At 73.2% G+C, this 16,342-nt stretch carries 12 protein-coding genes; 9 read left to right on the top strand and 3 right to left on the bottom strand.

Annotated features, from left to right (window positions below; all coding sequences use genetic code 11):
- Positions 1-29: 29 nt before the first annotated feature.
- Positions 30-1,139, top strand: a complete 1,110-nt coding sequence (locus KME78_RS09655) for a M24 family metallopeptidase (protein WP_308126871.1) — start codon at positions 30-32, stop codon at positions 1,137-1,139.
- A gap of 122 nt (positions 1,140-1,261) precedes the next feature.
- Positions 1,262-4,174: a LuxR family transcriptional regulator gene (locus KME78_RS09650; protein WP_219528452.1), complete on the top strand. Its 2,913-nt coding sequence runs from the start codon at positions 1,262-1,264 to the stop codon at positions 4,172-4,174.
- Between the two features lie 67 nt (positions 4,175-4,241).
- Here the strand turns inward: KME78_RS09650 and KME78_RS09645 are convergent, their stop codons facing one another.
- From KME78_RS09645 to KME78_RS09635, 3 genes are all read right to left on the bottom strand, one after another.
- Positions 4,242-4,694, bottom strand: a complete 453-nt coding sequence (locus tag KME78_RS09645) for a hypothetical protein (protein ID WP_219528451.1) — start codon at positions 4,692-4,694, stop codon at positions 4,242-4,244.
- Positions 4,695-4,699: 5 nt separating this feature from the next.
- Positions 4,700-5,281, bottom strand: coding sequence for an RNA polymerase sigma factor (locus tag KME78_RS09640; protein ID WP_219528450.1), 582 nt, complete (start codon positions 5,279-5,281; stop codon positions 4,700-4,702).
- 74 nt (positions 5,282-5,355) lie between these two features.
- The gene (locus KME78_RS09635) at positions 5,356-6,714 is read right to left on the bottom strand and encodes a S8/S53 family peptidase (protein WP_219528449.1); all 1,359 of its coding nucleotides are present in this window, start codon (positions 6,712-6,714) and stop codon (positions 5,356-5,358) included.
- A 115-nt stretch (positions 6,715-6,829) separates the two neighbouring features.
- On the opposite strand from KME78_RS09635, the gene KME78_RS67085 reads away from it, so the two are divergent.
- The 7 genes from KME78_RS67085 to KME78_RS09600 all read left to right on the top strand — a co-directional run bounded on the left by KME78_RS67085 (position 6,830) and on the right by KME78_RS09600 (position 16,296).
- Complete coding sequence (locus KME78_RS67085; protein ID WP_219528448.1) at positions 6,830-9,703, top strand: CHAT domain-containing protein; 2,874 nt, start codon at positions 6,830-6,832, stop codon at positions 9,701-9,703.
- Between the two features lie 250 nt (positions 9,704-9,953).
- The gene (locus KME78_RS09625; protein ID WP_219528447.1) at positions 9,954-10,805 is read left to right on the top strand and encodes a terpene synthase family protein; all 852 of its coding nucleotides are present in this window, start codon (positions 9,954-9,956) and stop codon (positions 10,803-10,805) included.
- A 284-nt stretch (positions 10,806-11,089) separates the two neighbouring features.
- Positions 11,090-11,683: a GTP-binding protein gene (locus KME78_RS09620; RefSeq protein ID WP_219528446.1), complete on the top strand. Its 594-nt coding sequence runs from the start codon at positions 11,090-11,092 to the stop codon at positions 11,681-11,683.
- A gap of 23 nt (positions 11,684-11,706) precedes the next feature.
- Positions 11,707-12,195, top strand: a complete 489-nt coding sequence (locus KME78_RS09615; protein WP_219528445.1) for an Lrp/AsnC family transcriptional regulator — start codon at positions 11,707-11,709, stop codon at positions 12,193-12,195.
- 55 nt (positions 12,196-12,250) lie between these two features.
- Complete coding sequence (locus KME78_RS64075) at positions 12,251-13,198, top strand: IclR family transcriptional regulator (protein WP_308126870.1); 948 nt, start codon at positions 12,251-12,253, stop codon at positions 13,196-13,198.
- A 60-nt stretch (positions 13,199-13,258) separates the two neighbouring features.
- Positions 13,259-14,734, top strand: a complete 1,476-nt coding sequence (glpK, locus tag KME78_RS09605) for a glycerol kinase GlpK (RefSeq protein ID WP_219528444.1) — start codon at positions 13,259-13,261, stop codon at positions 14,732-14,734.
- Entirely contained in the window at positions 14,731-16,296 is a 1,566-nt protein-coding gene (locus tag KME78_RS09600) for a glycerol-3-phosphate dehydrogenase/oxidase (protein WP_219528443.1), read from the top strand. The genes glpK and KME78_RS09600 overlap by 4 nt, the downstream gene beginning before the upstream one ends.
- Positions 16,297-16,342 lie beyond the last annotated feature (46 nt).

Below are 16,342 nucleotides of genomic sequence, written 5' to 3'. Positions count from 1 at the left end.
AGGAGGAGCGGTCCGAGTAGATTGTGCCTGTGACGTCCTCAGACTTGTATCCCGTGTCCCGCCTGGCCGCCGTGCAGGAGGCCACCGCGAAATCCGGCCTCGACGCCCTCCTGCTCACGCCGGGCCCGGACCTGCGCTATGTGAGCGGCTACGACGCCAAGCCGCTCGAACGGCTGACCTGCCTGGTGGTGCCGGCTTCCGGCGAGCCGTTCCTGATGGTGCCCCGGCTGGAGCTGCCCGCCGCGCAGGCGTCGCCCGCCTCGCGGCTCGGACTGGACTTCGTGGCGTGGGACGAGACCGACGACCCCTACGGCATCGCATCCGCTCGGCTCGGCCGGGTGGCCAAGGTCGGGCTGGCCGACCGGATGTGGGCGATGTCGTCGCTGCGCTTCCGCGAGGTCATGCCGGAGACCGAGCAGGTGCTGGCCGGCAGCGTGCTGCGCGAGCTGCGGATGCGCAAGTCGCCGGCCGAGGTGGCGGCGCTGCGCGAGGCGGGGCAGGCCATCGACTCGGTGCACCGGCGGGTGCCGGAGTTCCTGCGGGCCGGGCGGACCGAGCGTGAGGTCGGCCGGGACATCGCCGAGGCGATCCTGGCCGCCGGGCACGAGATGGTCGACTTCGTCATCGTCGCCTCGGGGCCCAACGCCGCCAGCCCGCACCATGACGTGTCGGACCGGGCGATCCAGGCGGGGGAGCCGGTGGTGGTCGACATCGGCGGGCAACTGCACAACGGCTACTGCTCCGACTCCACGCGTACGTACTCCGTCGGGGCCCCGCCGGCCGACTTCGCCGAGTACTACGAGGTGCTGCGCCGCGCCCAGGACGCCGCCTGCGCCGCCGTACGGCCGGGCGTGCCGTGCGAGTCGATCGACGCGGCGGCCCGCGACCTGATCGCCGCGGCGGGTTACGGCGACTACTTCATCCACCGCACCGGGCACGGGATCGGCGTGGAGACGCACGAGGAGCCGTACATCGTGTCCGGCAACGCCGAGCCGATGGAGCCGGGCTTCGCCTTCTCCGTCGAGCCGGGCATCTACCTGCCCGAACGGCATGGGGCGCGCATCGAGGACATCGTGGTGTGCACGGAGACCGGTGGTGAGCGGCTGAACCTCACCTCCCGCGAACTCGTGATCGTCTGACGGCTGATCCTTCGAAAGGGAAAACGGTTACCGCCCCTTCGCTGCACGTTTGCGGTGAAAGAGGTGTATCAGGACCCTCCGTGCGCGCTCTGGGAAGTCGAGGGGCGACGGAGGGAGAGGGGATGTTCGTCGGGAGAGCAACGGAGCTCGCCCTGGTGCGCGGGGAATTGCGTGCCGCGGGTAACGGCGCCGTGCGGCGGATGGTCATCGAGGGGCCCGAGGGCATCGGGAAGACGGCGCTGATCCGCCAGGCACTCGACGGGGAGGCGAACGTACGGGTGCTGGCGGTCAGCGGGGACGAGGCCGAGCGGCACCTGCGGTACGGGATCGTCCGCCAGCTCGCCGACCAGGCACGGTCCGTCCTGGACGCCGGACAGGGGATTGGTGGTCCGCTGGGCGCCGGATCCGGGAGGACCGTCCCGGACGGTGCCGGACAGGGGAGCGGCGGACCGCTGGGCGCCGGACCCGGGAGGACCCTCCTGGACGGCATCGGGCTGGGGGCTGGCGGACCGCTGGGCGCCCGACTTGGGACCGACCTGAGGGGCCGCGGACCGGGCGGCACAGGCCTGGGGAGGGCCGGGCTGGGGAGAGGCGGATCAGGGAGCGCCGGCCCCGGATCGGGGGGCTCTGGAGTGAGATCGAGGGGCGCCGGTCAGGAGGGCGCGGCCACCAGGAGCGCCGCGGCGCGGGAGCTGTGGTCCGTCGGGGAGGCCCTGTGCGAGGCGGTCGGCCGCCTGCAGGCTGACGGGCCCGTCGTTGTCCTGGTCGACGACGTCCAGTGGGCCGACAGGGCGTCGCTGCGGGCGCTCGGCTACCTGCTGCGCCGCCTGCGGGCCGGCCGAGTGCTCGTGGTGGTCATCTGCCGCAGCACCGCAGACCCGTGGCTGCCGGAGGGGCTGCGGCGGCTGCTGACCGGCGATGGCAGGCTCCGGCTCGTCCTCGGCGGCTTGTCCGCCGCGGAACTGGCCGGCCTGACCCCGGACCCGTTGAGCGAGCGTGCCGCCAGGCGGCTGCGCGAGCACACGTCGGGCAATCCGCTGTACGCCCGCGAGCTGCTCGCCACCCTCGCGCCGACGACGCTGGCCGATCCCGGGGCCCGGCTGCCCGCTCCCGAGGGTTACGCCCGGTCCTTCACCCGCCGTCTCCGCGCGTGCGGCGCGGAGACGCGCGCGCTCGTCGCCGCCTGCGCCGTGCTCGGCGAGCCCAACCCGCTGCACGTGGTCGCTTCGGTGGCCGCGGTCGCCGGCGAGCCGCTCCCCCTGCACGTGGTCGCTTCAGTGGCCGCGGTCGCGGGCGAGCCGCTGACCGCGCTCGAAGAGGCGGTTGACGCCGGGCTGCTCGACGAGCTCCCCGGACGCTTCGTCGCCTTCCCCGACCCGCTGGCCGCGGCCACCGTCTACGGCTCGCTCGGCGCGGGCGTCCGCGCGCGGCTGCACCTGGCCGCCGCCCGGGTCGTCGAGCCCACCGGTACGGCACTGCGCCACCGCGCCGCGGCGGCGGGCGGGCCCGACCAGCCGCTGGCCGAGGAGCTGACCAGGTACGCGGCCAAGGAGGCCCAGCACGGCCTCTGGCTCGACGCCGCCGCCCACCTGACGCTGGCCGCCGGGCTCTGCGAGTCCGCGTCCCGGCGTGACGAGCTGCGTACCGCCGCGCTGAAGCACCTGCTGCTGGGCGGCGACGTCGTCCGCGCGGCCGAGCTGGCCGCCGTCCGCAACACCGACCCGCGGCCCGTGCGCCGCTACATCCTGGGCCGGCTCGCGCTGGCCGCCGGGCGGCTCGACGAGGCCGCCGAGCTGCTCGCGGGGGCGTGGCGGGATCGCTCGCCCTGCTTCGCCGCCGACACGGCCGAGCAGCTCGCCTGGTTGCACCTGGTCAAGGGAGATCCCGCCGCCGCGGCGACCTGGGCCCGCCTGGCGGCCGAGCAGCCGATCAAGAGCACGACCGCCCGCCCGTACGACGTGCTGGCCCTGAGCACAGCCACCCTCGACGCGGAGGGCCGCCGGGCCGCGCGAGAGGGCATCCCGGCGGCCGTCCGGATGCTGCGGGAGGGTGAGGCCGGGGCGGCGGCCGAGGTGCTGGCCAGGGTCGTGGCGGCGCGGGATGAGGCGGGGCTGCCGCACCACCGCCTGGTCGGCAGCGCGCTGCTCGCCGTGGCCGAGCACGGCGACGGGCGCTGGGAGGACGCGCTGACGGGGGCGGAGCGGGCGCTGGCCGAGGCGGAGGGGCTCGGCCAGCGCTGGCTGCTGCCCACCCTGCACGTCGCCTGCGTCGCGCCGCTGGCCGCGCTGGGCGAGCACGAACGGGCCCTCGCCCACGCCACCGCCGCCAGAGCCGTCGCCCGCTGCCAGCGCAACGTGATGGGCGAGACCCAGGCGGACCTGGCGCTGGCGCTGCTCGGCGCCGGAGCCGCGCCGGCGGGCGCCGACGACCCGTTCGTACCCGACCACCGGCCGCAGCTCATCGAGACCCTCGTCGCGGAGGGACGCCTGGAAGAGGCCGAGACCGAGCTGGCCGTGCTGCCCGGCGACGGCGCGCGGGCGCGGGCCCGGCGGGCCAGGCTCACCGGGCTGGTCTTGGCGGCCAGGAACGTTCCAGCGCGGGCCGAGGAGAGCTTCACCGCCGCCCTGGGCCTCCTGGAGGGCGCCGCCTGCCCGTTGGAGGAGGCCCGCGTCCTGCTGGACCTGGGCCGGTTACAGCGGCGTACCGGAAGGCGCAGGGCCGCCGCCGCCCGGCTGCGGGCCGCCGAGGCCATCTTCGCCCGGCTGGGCGCCCGCCCGCTCGTGGCCGCCTGCGCGCAGGAGCTGGAGGCGTGTGGCCTGGAACCGCCGGGCACCGTACGGCTGGGACTGACGCCCCAGGAGTACAGCACGGCCAGGCTCGTCTCCAGCGGCCTGACCAACCGGCAGATCGCCCGGGAACTGCTGATCAGCGTCAAGACCGTCGAGTACCACATCGGCAAGATCTACACCAAGCTCGGCATCGGCTCCCGGGTCGCGCTCGCCGCCAAGCTGGCCGAGCTGGAGGAGAGCGCCTGAACCACCCCCAGAGACCACGACGCCGCGCCGGAGGAGGGGACCGGCGCGGCGTCGTCCTCTGGAGACGCTAGAGACGCGTCCACGAGGTGACGATCGGCGCGCCTCCGTCAGGGGTGACGCGGAGCCGTAGCGGACCGCGGGTCAGACCGTCGGCGGTGAAGCGGCCCAGCTCGTCGGAGCGTACGCGCAGCTCCTCGTCGCGCCGCTGGACATCGATCTCCGCGGGCCCCTCCGGCGACAGCCGCCCCACCACCCGGGCCGCGAAGACCTCCAGCTCCACCGCCACGCCGCCCGCCTCGAACGTGAGCAGCCGCGGCAGACCCGCGCCCCTGACCTTGGTGGACGGCTCCTCGTCCCAGGAGTCGAAGGTGAGCGCGGCCAGCTCGGCGTCCAGCGTTCTCAGCGTGAACGCCTGCATGGCGTCGTCGAGCAGCGCGGGAGGTACGGGGTCGAGCAGGCCGGCGATCTCGCGCAGTTCGTCCTCCAGCTCGTCTTCCAGGTCGAAGCCCTCATCGTCCATATGCCTCACCTGCGTATTCCGGTCACTCCGCGTTCGGCCACCAGCGTGCGCAGCCGCTGGAGGCAGCGGGCCCTGATCGGGCCGATGCTGCCCACCGCGATGCCCAATCCTGACGCGATCTCTTGATAGGTGGGGCGCGGCGAGGCGATCAGCAGCCGCAGCAGGCGCCGGCAGCGGTCCGACAGCTCCTCGAAGGCGCCCCACATCACCAGCGCGCGCTCGGCGTCGGCGACGGCCTCCTCCGCCTCCAGGATCAGGAGTTCGGGGGAGCGCTCGTCGATGTCCACCCCCAGCAGCCCCATGTCGCTGACGGGCGTGGCCCGCCCGCTCGCGCGGATCACCCGCAGCGCCTCGTGCCGGGCCGTGCTGGCCAGCCAGGCACCCACCTTGTCCGGGTCCCTGATCCTGGTGAGATGCTCCGCCAGCCGGAACCACGTCGTCTGGCAGACGTCCTGCGCGTCGGACCCGTTCACGAGATAGGCACGCGCCACCGCCCACACCAGGCCGCTGTGGCGCTGGTAGAGCTCCTTCCAGGCACCGGCGTCCCCGTCCGCGGCTGCTCTGACGAGGGCTGCGGTGTCGTCCACGGCGGTCCTTCCCTGTCCTGGAGCGGAATGCTCATGATATTTCGTGAGACGCTCCAGAACAGGGAGTGGTTGATTCATTGCAGAAAACTACTGAGATCAGGTATCGCCAGCTGTCCCGAGATGAGGTCCCCGGCCGCCTGCCGCGAGGTCACTCCGGCCTCCGACATGCGCGCCGCGATGAGACCGGCGATGAACGGCGTGGCGAACGACGTACCGCTCCACTGCGCGATCCCGCTGAACTTGACCACGTCCCCCTCCGACAGCGGCGCGACGCAGGTGCAGCCCGGATACAGCGGGACGACCGGGTGAAAGCGGCAGGTGGTGCTGTGCGGGTAGTCGTACTCGTAGTCACCCGAGGTGTAGGCGTTGATCAGCCGCTCTCCCGGCGCGAACACCGTCACCCAGTCCCCATGATTGCTGAAGCACGCCCGGCCGAGCCCGTCCTCGCGCAGCGCGCCGACCGACAGGATCACGTCGCCGGTGGCGTTCACCGCCTCCGCGGCGAACGCGGCCGGCCAGAACGGCTCGGTCTCGCCGTCGTTGCCGGCCGCGGCCACCAGCAGCGTCTCGGGGTGGTCGGCCAGTTCGCCGATGAAGTCGGTCAGGCCGAGCAGCGCCTGGGCGTCGTTCGTCCTGGTGCCCGCCGACAGCGACAGGACGTCGGGCCAGCCGTGGGTGTCGAGCGTCTGCAGCAGGAGCAGGCCGAGCTGGTCCTCCTCGACCGCGCCGCCGTACGGGAAGCCGTTGTAGACGCGTACGTCCGTGCTGGGCGCCACGCAGCGCAGCACTCCCGCGATGAACGTGCCGTGGCCGACGTACGGCTTGATGAAGCCGTCGCCGTCCACTTCTTCGGCCTGGGTGGTGACGTCGCCGTCGACCATCGGGATGTTCGGCTGGCCGGAGCTCTGCGCCAGCCACTGGTGGTCGAGGTAGTCGTGCACGAGCCCGGTGTCGATCACCGTGACGTGCGCGTCCTCGCCCCGGTCGCGGCCGGCGATCGGCGGCCTGAGCGGCTCGCCGCTGGGCACCGGCTCATCGCCCGGGCACAGGTTGACGCCCGAGACCGTGACGAAGTGGACCAGTGTGCTCTGGATCCCGGCCTCCCTGAGCAGGGCGAGGCCGCGGAAGACGTCCCGGGAGCCGATGGACAGCCTGCGTACCGTGACCCGCCGCGCGTCCTGGTCCGGGGGCCAGACCACGCGTACCGGCTGCTCCGACGGAAGGGCGGCCTGGAGGCGGTCGATGGCACGTTCCACGTCGGGCGCGCGGACCAGGAGGTGCTCGGCGAGATAGGCGAAGCGCGGGAGGACATCGGACTCCGGGGTCGCGCCCTGCGGCCCGGCCACCGCCAGCCTGCCCTCCGGCAGCGCCTCGTTGAGGATCTCGAGCTGCTCCCAGAAACGCATGTCGCGTCCGTAACGTGGTGTGCTCATCTTTCGGGGCCTCCTCGGTGGGTGACTGCGGGCTTGCCATGTATGAGCGGCGCACCGCGTCCCTGATACACGTGCCGCATGGACGCCCGGATGGGCCGCATCTACCATCGACTCCGTGTCTGGGGAAACGGCGAGGGATTCCCGGATTCCGGCTGATCCGCACGATGTGCTGGCCATGGTGTTCGCGCGTCCGCGACAGGCCATGACGGCCGCGACGGCCATGCTCGCCGACGGACGGGGGCCGTACGAGGCCTCGATCGCGCATCAGGCGATCGGCATCCTGCGCCGCGAGTTCGGCGACCTCGACGCGGCGATCCGCGAACTGCGGCAGGCGGTACGTCTGGCGCGCCGCTCCGGCTCGCCCGACCGCGAGGCCGACGTGCTGGCCACGCTCGGCATCGCCCTCCTCCAGCACGGCCGCACCAGGCCCGGCCTGTCCGCGCTCGACACGGCGGCCGCCCTCTCCAGCGGCACCACCAGGGCGCGGGTGCTGTTCAGACGTGCGGGGGCCCGCTGGATCCTCGGCCGGCACGGCGCGGCGCTCGACGACCTGGAGCTCGCCGCCCCGGCGCTGCTCGGCGCGGGCGACACCGTCTGGGCGGCCCGCGCGCTGACCCTGCGCGGGCACGTACGGCTCGCGCGCGGCTCGGTCGCCCTGGCCGACGAGGACTTCCGGGTGGCGCAGCGGATGTTCGCCACCACCAGCCAGGAACACGACTCGGTGGTCGCCATCCAGAACCGCGGCGTCGTCGCCTTCAGGGCGGGTGACCTCCCGGTCGCGCTGGACCTGCTCGACGAGGCCGACCGGGGTTTCCAGGCGCTCGGCACGCCGATGTTCGACCTGGCCGCAGACCGGTGCGCGGTGCTGCTGGCGGCCGGGCTCGCGCGTGACGCGCTGGAGCAGGCCGACGGTGCGCTGCGGCACCTGGCGCGGCTGCGGGGGCAGGCGACCATGCGGGCCGAGCTGCTGCTCATCGCCGCCCGGGCCGCGCTGCTGGCCGGGGACCCGGGTACGGCCCGGGCGCGGGCGGGGGAGGCGCGCACGCTGTTCGCCGGACAGCGCCGGGCCTGGTGGGCGGCGCACGCTCAGCTCATCCTGGTCCAGGCCGGGTTCGCCGAGGCCGTGGCATCGGCTGGTGGTGCGGCGCCGTCCGAGTCCTTGGCCGGACAGGCCGCCGTTGGTGTGGGGTCAGGGGGCGGGGTGGTGTCCGGCAGGTCGCTGGCCGAGGCAGGGCGGCTGGCCGCGCGGCTGGCGGGGCTCGGCTCGCCTGAGGTGTGGCAGGCTCACCTGCTCGCGGGCCGTACGGCGCTGGTGCTCGGCAGGGCGCGGGAGGCGGATCGTCACCTGGCGGAGGCGGCGCGGGCCCGTCACCGTGGTCCCGCGACGGCCAGGGCGGGTGGCTGGCTGGCCGAGGCGCTGCGGGCGGAGGCGGCGGGGCGGCCCCGGCGGCTGCTGTACGCCTGCCGGGCGGGACTGGCGCTGATCGAGGAACACCGGCTCGCGTTCGGGTCGCCGGAGCTGCGGGCCCTGGCGACCGCGCACGGCGCCGAGCTGGTCACCCTCGCCCAGCGGCACTGGCTGCGCGCGGGACGGCCCCGGCGACTGCTCGCCTGGACCGAACGGTGGCGGGCGACCTCGCTGGACGTGCCTCCCGTACGGCCGCCCGACGACCATTGGCTGCTCGCCCAGCTCGCCGCGCTGCGCGAGACCGACCACCTGCTGGGGCGGGCGCGGTCCGAGGGCAGTTCGTCGGCGGCCACGCTGGAACGCGACCGGGACCGGCTGGAGGCGCGGGTGCGGGCCGCCACACTGCGCGTGCGCGGCGCCGGCGCCCGCGACGACGACCCGGGTCCCGGCGGCCGTCGGCTCCTGGCGGCGATCGGTGGCGGGCGGCTGGTCGAGCTGGTGGTGGTCGACGGGATGCTGTACGCGCTGCTGTGCGGTGACGGCCGGGTGCGCCGGTTCACGGTCGGTCCTGTGGCGGCGGCCGTCACGGAGATCGAGTTCGCCAGATCGCGGCTGCGGCGGCTGGCCTACCAGGACCGCGCCGCCCCTCAGGAGCTCGCCCGCCTCGGCGACCGGCTGGAACGCGCCCTTCTGGGCCCGGTCGCGACACGTCTGGGCAACGAGCGGCCGGATGGCGTGGCGGCAGGTTGCGGGCAGGCAGGCGACGGATGGCCAGGCGACGGACGGCCGAGCGACGGGCAGCCGAGCGACGGACGCCGGAACGGTGAGCCGCTTGTCGTGGTGCCGCCGAGCACGCTGCACGGGGCGCCCTGGGCGTTGTTGCCCGCGTTGCGCCGCAGGGCCTTCAGTGTGGCGCCGTCGGCGGCGTCCTGGCTGCGCGCCAGGACGGCCGTCCCGCCCGCCGACGGCGGTGTGGTGCTCGTACGCGGGCCCGGTGTGGCGAACGCTGACGGCGAGGTGCGCTCCATCGCCGAGCTGTACGCCGAAGCCGCAGGACCGGCCGCTGTGGGCGGAGCCATGAGACCGGCCACCGTGGCCGAGGCTGCGGGACTGGCCACTGTGGGCGGAGCGGCGGGACCCGCCACCGTGCTGGCAGACGGTTCGGCGACGGCCCAGGGCGTGCTGGCGGCCATCGACGGCTGCCGTCTCGCGCACCTGGCGGCACACGGGACGTTCCGGGCCGACAGTCCGTTGTTCTCCTCGCTGCTGCTGGACGACGGCCCCCTCACCGTGTACGACCTCGAGCGGCTGCACCGCGCCCCCTATCGGCTCGTGCTGTCGAGCTGCGACTCCGGGCAGGTCGCCGCGGTCGGGGCCGACGAGGTGCTCGGGCCGGCCACCGCGCTGCTCCGCCTCGGCACGGCCGGCATCGTGGCCAGTGTCGTGCCGGTGAACGACGCGGCGGCGGTGCCCGTCATGGTGGCCCTGCACGACGGGCTGCGGCGCGGTCTCAGCCTGGCGGAGGCGCTCCGCGCGGCCCGCGGCGACGACGTCTCGTTCATCGCGATCGGGGCGGGCTGAGAGGCGGGCTGAGAGGCGGGCTGAGAGGCGGGCTGAGAACAGTGGCTGACAGGCGGGCCGACTCGGTTCATGCTGGCACATGGACGCTGACACGCTGGATGACGTGGAGGTGACAGTGCGGGGTTGCAGGGTGGTGTCCCCGCCTTGATCGAATGTGATTTGATCATGTGAGAATTTCGCCAGTAGAGGCAGCAATGCCGGTTGGGGGGGTCGTCGCCCATGATCCGCATGCCCATGGGATGGCTCTAGGATGGCGGACGACGAGCTGGACGAGGCGTTCGAGCTCGGCATGGCGTGCGCGCTCGCCGCGGAGTGCGGCAGGGATCTGCGTCGTTGCGCCCAGATGTACCGCGGGCTGTTCCCGCCGGCGGCCTTCGACGCGGACTTCTACGCCGCTCTGGCACTGACCGGTGCCTTCAGCGCCCCGTGGGCCACGTCCAACGCGCTCAAGATCGTCAATCGCACCGCGCTCTGGGTCTCAGCCGTCGACCGGCTGGTGGACCACACGACGACGACGCGTTCCCAGGTGACCGCCCTGGCCCGCGACTGCCTGGCGGTGGCCGACGGCGCGGCGCCGCGGGCGGCGGTCACCCGGTTCCTGGCCGACCTGCGTGACGAGCTGGCGACGGTCAAGGACTTCGAGGACCATCGCGTGCTCTGGCGGGATCAGCTGGCCGGCATGTTCGAGGCGATGGCCAGGGCGTGGGTGTGGCGCGACACCCGGGTCGTCCCCACCTTCGCCCGCTACCTGGACAACGCCGACAGCCGCGGGTCCTGTTTCGTGGACCTGTCGCACTGGATCTACGCGGGCGACGAGTGGGCCCGGCATCACCTGGGGGAGCTGCGGGCCGTCAGCGCGCACGTGCAGCGCTACCTGCACCTGCTGGGCGACCTCGCCTCCTATCGCAAGGACGTCAGCTGGGGCGACCTCAACGTGCTCATGCTCGGCGTCAGCCGTGCCGAGGTCACGGACGCGATGGCGGAGCTGGCGCACGAGGCGCTGGAGCTGCTCAAGCCGGTACGCGAGCGCAGCCCGCGCACCGCCGCGTACCTGCGCCGACAGATCGGGTTCAACGCGGGGCTGCACGGCATTTCCGGCTAGGCCCTCTGAAGCCGTTACGGTCTCGCAACCTGCCATGACAGGGGCCTTTACCGGGGTGGACAGCAGGAGCGAATAACTGGTCTAGATGCGACAAACCATGACATATTCATTCCTGAGGATGATTGTGGCTTGAGTGGAATATGTGGCGTTGCTAGGGTGTCTCGATGCCAGGCATGTGATTCGACCTTTTCTCTGCGCCTTGACAGGTTCCACTGACCACGGCTCCTCGGGGCGGATTTGTGCATGCGCGGCACGGCCGCGGAGGGATGTACAGGCGGTGCTGGATGGACTTCGGTCGCTCTGATCGATGGAGGTTGCCGACCGCGATCAAGATCCTGATCGCGGGCGGGTTCGGCGCGGGCAAGACGACGATGGTGGGCGCGGTCTCCGAGACCCGTCCGCTGCGTACGGAAGAAGCGCTGACGCACATCGGCACGGACATCGACGACCTCTCGGGCGTCGAGGCCAAGCCGACCACGACCGTGGCCATGGACTTCGGCCGGATCACGATCCGGGACGACTACATGCTCTATTTGTTCGGCACGCCCGGACAGGAACGGTTCTGGTTCGTGTGGGACGAGCTGGCGATGGGCGCGCTCGGGGCGGTGGTTCTGGCCGACACGCGTCGGCTGGCCGACTGCTTCCCGGCCATCGACTACTTCGAGCGGCGCGGGCAGCCGTTCGTGGTGGCGCTCAACTGCTTCGAAGGCGCGCGCCCCTTCACCGTCGGTGAGGTGCGGCAGGCGCTCGGCCTCGACCCGGACATCCCGATCGTGCGCTGCGACGCCCGCAGGCGGGATTCCGGCCGGGAAGTGCTCATCACGCTGGTCGAACACGCCATGAACAGAGGAGCCACCCCGGTCGGGACCATGTCGTGACCACGACCGGCTACCTTTGACCGATGGAGGAGATCGACCGCCAGATCATCACGCTGCTGGCCCGCGACGGCCGGATGAGCTTCACCGATCTGGCCAGGGAGACCGGGCTGTCGGTGTCCGCCGTGCACCAGCGGGTTCGCCGTCTGGAAAAGCGTGGAGTCGTGCGCGGTTATGCAGCGATCATCGACTATGACGCGATCGCGCTGCCGATGACGGCGTTCGTGTCCATCAAGCCGATCGACCCGGCCGCGCCCGACGACGCGCCCGAGCGGCTGGCCCACCTGACCGCGATCGAGGCGTGCCACAGCGTCGCGGGCGACGAGAGCTACATCCTCAAGGTGCGCGTCGCCACGCCGCTGGCGCTGGAGGAGCTGCTGCAGCACATCCGCGCGTCGGCGAACGTCTCCACGCGCACCACCGTCGTGCTGAGCACCCCGTACGAGCACCGGCCGCCCGAGGTCGCGGCCGACGGCGCCGACGAGCCGATGCCCAGCCCGGCGCCGCCTTCCTGAGGACGGTCCACGCCGCATCTGTTCGGCAATGCCGAACCACGGTACGGTGTGGGGCGTGGGAGAGACCATCCAGTCCGTCGAACGGGCCGCCGGCATCCTGAGGCTGCTCGCCTCCGGCCCGCGCGAGCTGGGCGTGGCCGAGCTGGCCCGCGCGATGGGCCTGCCCAAGGGCACGCTGCACGGCATCCTGCGCACGCTGGTCCACGTCGGCTTCGTCGAGCAGGACGCCGCCACGGGCCGCTACCGGCTCGGCGGCACGCTGCTGCACCTGGGCAGCAGCTACCTCGACGTCAACGTGCTGCGCACCCGCTCGCTCAACTGGGCCGACGCCCTGGCCGGGCGGAGCAGGGAGAGCGTGTGGATCGGCACCGCGCACGAGGGCGGCGTCCTGGTGGTCCACCACGTGTTCAGGCCCGACGACAGCATGCAGGTCCTGCAGGTCGGCACGCTGCTGCCCGCGCACGCGACCGCGCTCGGCAAGGTCCTGCTCGCCTACGACCCGTACGGCGACGCGGGGGCGGCGTTCGACGCGCCGTCCGGCCCGACGTCCCACGCGTCCGGCCCGACGTCCCACGCGTCCGGCCCGACGTCCCACGCGTCCGGCACCGCGCCACACGCGTCCGGCACCGCGCCACACGCGTCCGGTACGACGCCCCACGCGACCGCCGCGACGTCCCACTCGGCCGCCACTGCCGCGCATGGCGACGAGCCCGGCGCCGAAGGGCTGCCCGCCTTCACGCCCAGGACCATCACCGGCGCCGACGACCTGGCCAAGGAGCTGGAGCTGGTCCGCGGCCGGGGCTGGGCCTGCGACGTGGAGGAGCTCGTCGAGGGCGAGGTCTCCATCGCCGCCCCGATCAGGGACGGCCGCGGCGTCACCGTCGGCGCCATCGGCGTCAGGGGCGCCGTCGAACGGCTGGCCGACGACGGAGAACCGCGCATCACGATCGTCTCCTACGTCCGCGACGCCGCCCGCGCCATCACCCGCGACCTGAGCCGGTGACATGGTGAGACACCAAGCAAACCCGTTCGGCAATGCCGAACACATCGAAGTGAGGAAGCCGTGCCCCGACCGCAGTACGTAGCCGCCATCGACCAGGGCACCACGTCCAGCAGGTGCATGGTGTTCGACCAGGACGGCCGGATCGTCTCGGTGGCGCAGCGGGAGCACCGGCAGATCTTCCCCAGGCCCGGCTGGGTCGAGCACGACGCCGCCGAGATCTGGGACGCCGTCCAGGGCGTGGTGGCCGACGCCGTCACCGGCAGCGGGATCGACTTCGCCCAGCTCGTCGCCCTCGGCATCACCAACCAGCGCGAGACCACCGTCCTGTGGGACCGCCACACCGGGCGGCCCGTGGCCAACGCCATCGTCTGGCAGGACACCCGTACCGACGCCCTGGTCCGGTCCCTGTCCGAGCACGAGGAGCTCTTCCGCGAGCGGGCCGGGCTGCCGCTGGCCACCTACTTCGCCGGGCCGAAGATCCGCTGGCTGCTCGACGAGACCCCCGGGCTGCGGGAGCGGGCCGAGCGCGGCGACGTGCTGTTCGGCACCGTCGACAGCTGGCTGATCTGGCGGCTCACCGGCCGCCACGTCACCGACGTCACCAACGCCAGCCGCACCATGCTGATGAACCTGCGCACGCTGAGCTGGGACGACGAGTTGCTCGCCGCGCTCGGCGTGCCCCGCGCGATGCTGCCGGAGATCCGCCCCTCCGCCGAGGTGTACGGCACGGCCGACGGCGGCGTTCCGGTGGCGGCGGCGCTGGGTGACCAGCAGGCGGCCCTGTTCGGCCAGACGTGCTTCGGCCCGGGCGAGACCAAGAGCACCTACGGCTCCGGCAGCTTCCTGCTGATGAACACCGGCACCGAGCCGGTCGCCTCCAAGCACGGGCTGCTCACCACCGTCGGCTACCAGATCGGCGACGCCCCCGCCACGTACGCGCTGGAGGGCTCGATCGCCGTCACCGGCTCGCTCGTGCAGTGGCTGCGCGACAACCTCGGCCTGATCTCCAGCGCCGCCGAGATCGAGACCCTCGCGGGCACCGTCGAGGACAACGGCGGCTGCTACTTCGTCCCCGCGTTCTCCGGCCTGTTCGCCCCGCACTGGCGCTCCGACGCGCGCGGCGTGATCGCCGGGCTGACCGGGTTCGTCACCAAGGGGCACATCGCGCGGGCCGTGCTGGAGGCGACCGCCTGGCAGACGCGTGAGGTGGTCGACGCGATGAACGCCGACGCCGGCCTCGCGCTCGCCTCGCTGCGCGCCGACGGCGGCATGACCGCCAACAACCTGCTCATGCAGATCCTGGCCGACGTGCTCGCCGTGCCGGTGGTGCGGCCGATGGTGTCGGAGACCACCTGCCTGGGCGCCGCCTACGCGGCCGGGCTGGCCACCGGCTACTGGCCCGACACCGACAGCCTGCGCGCCAACTGGCACAAGGCGGCCGAGTGGCGGCCGAAGATCGGCCAGGACGTGCGTGACAGCGAATACCGCAACTGGCGCAAGGCCATCGACCGCAGCCTCGACTGGAGCACCCCATGACCACGATCGCCTCCCGCGCCGAGACCCGTGAGGAGCTGTCCAGGGGCACCTACGACCTGCTGGTCATCGGCGGCGGCATCCTCGGCACCTCGGTCACCTGGATGGCCGCCCAGGCGGGCCTGCGCGTCGCCATGGTCGACGGCGGCGACTTCGCCGGGGCCACCTCCAGCGCCTCCTCCAAGCTCGTCCACGGCGGCCTGCGCTACCTGCAGACGGGCAACGTCAAGCTGGTCGCCGAGAACCACCGCGAACGCCGGGCGCTGGCCGGCGACATCGCCCCCCACCTGGTCAAGCCGCTCACCTTCGTGGTGCCGGTCTACCGGGGCGGCCCGCACGGCGCCGCCAAGCTGGGCGCGGGCGTGTTCCTCTATTCGGCGCTGTCGGTGTTCGGCGACGGGCTCGGCCGGGTCATCACCCCCAGCCAGGCGCTGGCCAGGGTGCCCGCACTCCGGCCCCAGGGGCTGCGCGCCGCCGCCGTCTACGGCGACCACCAGATGAACGACAGCCGGGTCGCGGTCATGACCGTGCGCGCCGCCGTCGACGCGGGCGCGGTCGTGCTCAACCACGCCGAGGTCGTCGGACTGCGCGAAAGGGGCGGCACGGTCTCTGGGGCGGAGCTGTGCGACCGGCTCGACGGCACCGAGTTCGGCGTCGACGCCCGCCTCGTGCTGAACGCCACCGGCCCGTGGGTCGACCACCTGCGCCGCATGGAGGACCCCGGGGCCGCCCCGAGCATCCGCCTGTCGAAGGGCGCCCACCTGGTCATGCGCCGCCACGAGCCGTGGAAGGCGGCTCTGACCACCCCGATCGACAAGTACCGCGTGTCCTTCGCCGTCCCGTGGGAGGACCACCTGCTGCTCGGCACCACCGACGAGGCCTACGAGGGCGACCCCGCCGGCGTGCGCGCCACCGACGCCGACGTGGCCCAGATCCTCGACGAGGCCGGGCACGCCGTACGCGACTCGCAACTGCGGCGCGAGGACATCACCTACGCCTTCGCCGGACTGCGCGTGCTGCCGGGCGGTCCCGGCGGCGTGTCGTCGGCCAAGCGGGAGACGGTGCTCAGCCGGGGCAAGGGCGGCATGCTGTCGGTGGCCGGCGGCAAGTGGACCACCTACCGGCACATCGGCAAGGTCGTCCTCGACACGCTGGCCCGCCTGCCCGGACACCCGCTCGGTGACGACCTCGCGGCCATCCTGCCCGCCATGCCGCTGCCCGGCCTGGCCAGCCCCGACGCGGTCGCGATGCGCCTGTGGACCGACCGCGACCCGGGCGCCCGGATGGACCCGCTGGTAGCCCGCCACCTCGCCTCGCACTACGGTTCGATCGCGTTCGACCTGGCCAGGCTCATCCGCGACACGCCCGCGCTGGGCGAGCGCATCCATCCGGACGGGCCGGACATCTGGGCGCAGGCGGTCTACGCGCGCGACCACGAATGGGCGGCGACGGTCGACGACGTCGTACGGCGCCGCACCACCCTCACGGTCCGCGGCCTCGACACCCCCGACGTCCGCACCCGCGTCGAGACACTCCTGACCGGCGGCCCGGTCCCGGCGTCGTGACCGCTGCCGGTCTCGGAGCGCTGACCGCTGTCGCGACCGCTCGCAG

This window comes from Nonomuraea guangzhouensis (assembly GCF_019396345.1).
GTDB lineage: Bacteria > Actinomycetota > Actinomycetes > Streptosporangiales > Streptosporangiaceae > Nonomuraea > Nonomuraea guangzhouensis.
Note: the sequence above shows the minus strand (reverse complement) of the source record. Positions and strands in the feature narration are given on the sequence as shown.

Excerpts from the sequence above, each read along its gene's own strand:
- KME78_RS09625 (WP_219528447.1), top strand. The coding sequence starts at position 9,954 with ATGGCGGACGACGAGCTGGACGAGGCGTTCGAGCTCGGCATGGCGTGC.
- KME78_RS09620 (WP_219528446.1), top strand. The coding sequence starts at position 11,090 with ATGGACTTCGGTCGCTCTGATCGATGGAGGTTGCCGACCGCGATCAAG.
- KME78_RS09615 (WP_219528445.1), top strand. The coding sequence starts at position 11,707 with ATGGAGGAGATCGACCGCCAGATCATCACGCTGCTGGCCCGCGACGGC.
- KME78_RS09650 (WP_219528452.1), top strand. The coding sequence starts at position 1,262 with ATGTTCGTCGGGAGAGCAACGGAGCTCGCCCTGGTGCGCGGGGAATTG.
- KME78_RS09600 (WP_219528443.1), top strand. The coding sequence starts at position 14,731 with ATGACCACGATCGCCTCCCGCGCCGAGACCCGTGAGGAGCTGTCCAGG.
- KME78_RS09645 (WP_219528451.1), bottom strand. The coding sequence starts at position 4,694 with ATGGACGATGAGGGCTTCGACCTGGAAGACGAGCTGGAGGACGAACTG.
- KME78_RS09635 (WP_219528449.1), bottom strand. The coding sequence starts at position 6,714 with ATGAGCACACCACGTTACGGACGCGACATGCGTTTCTGGGAGCAGCTC.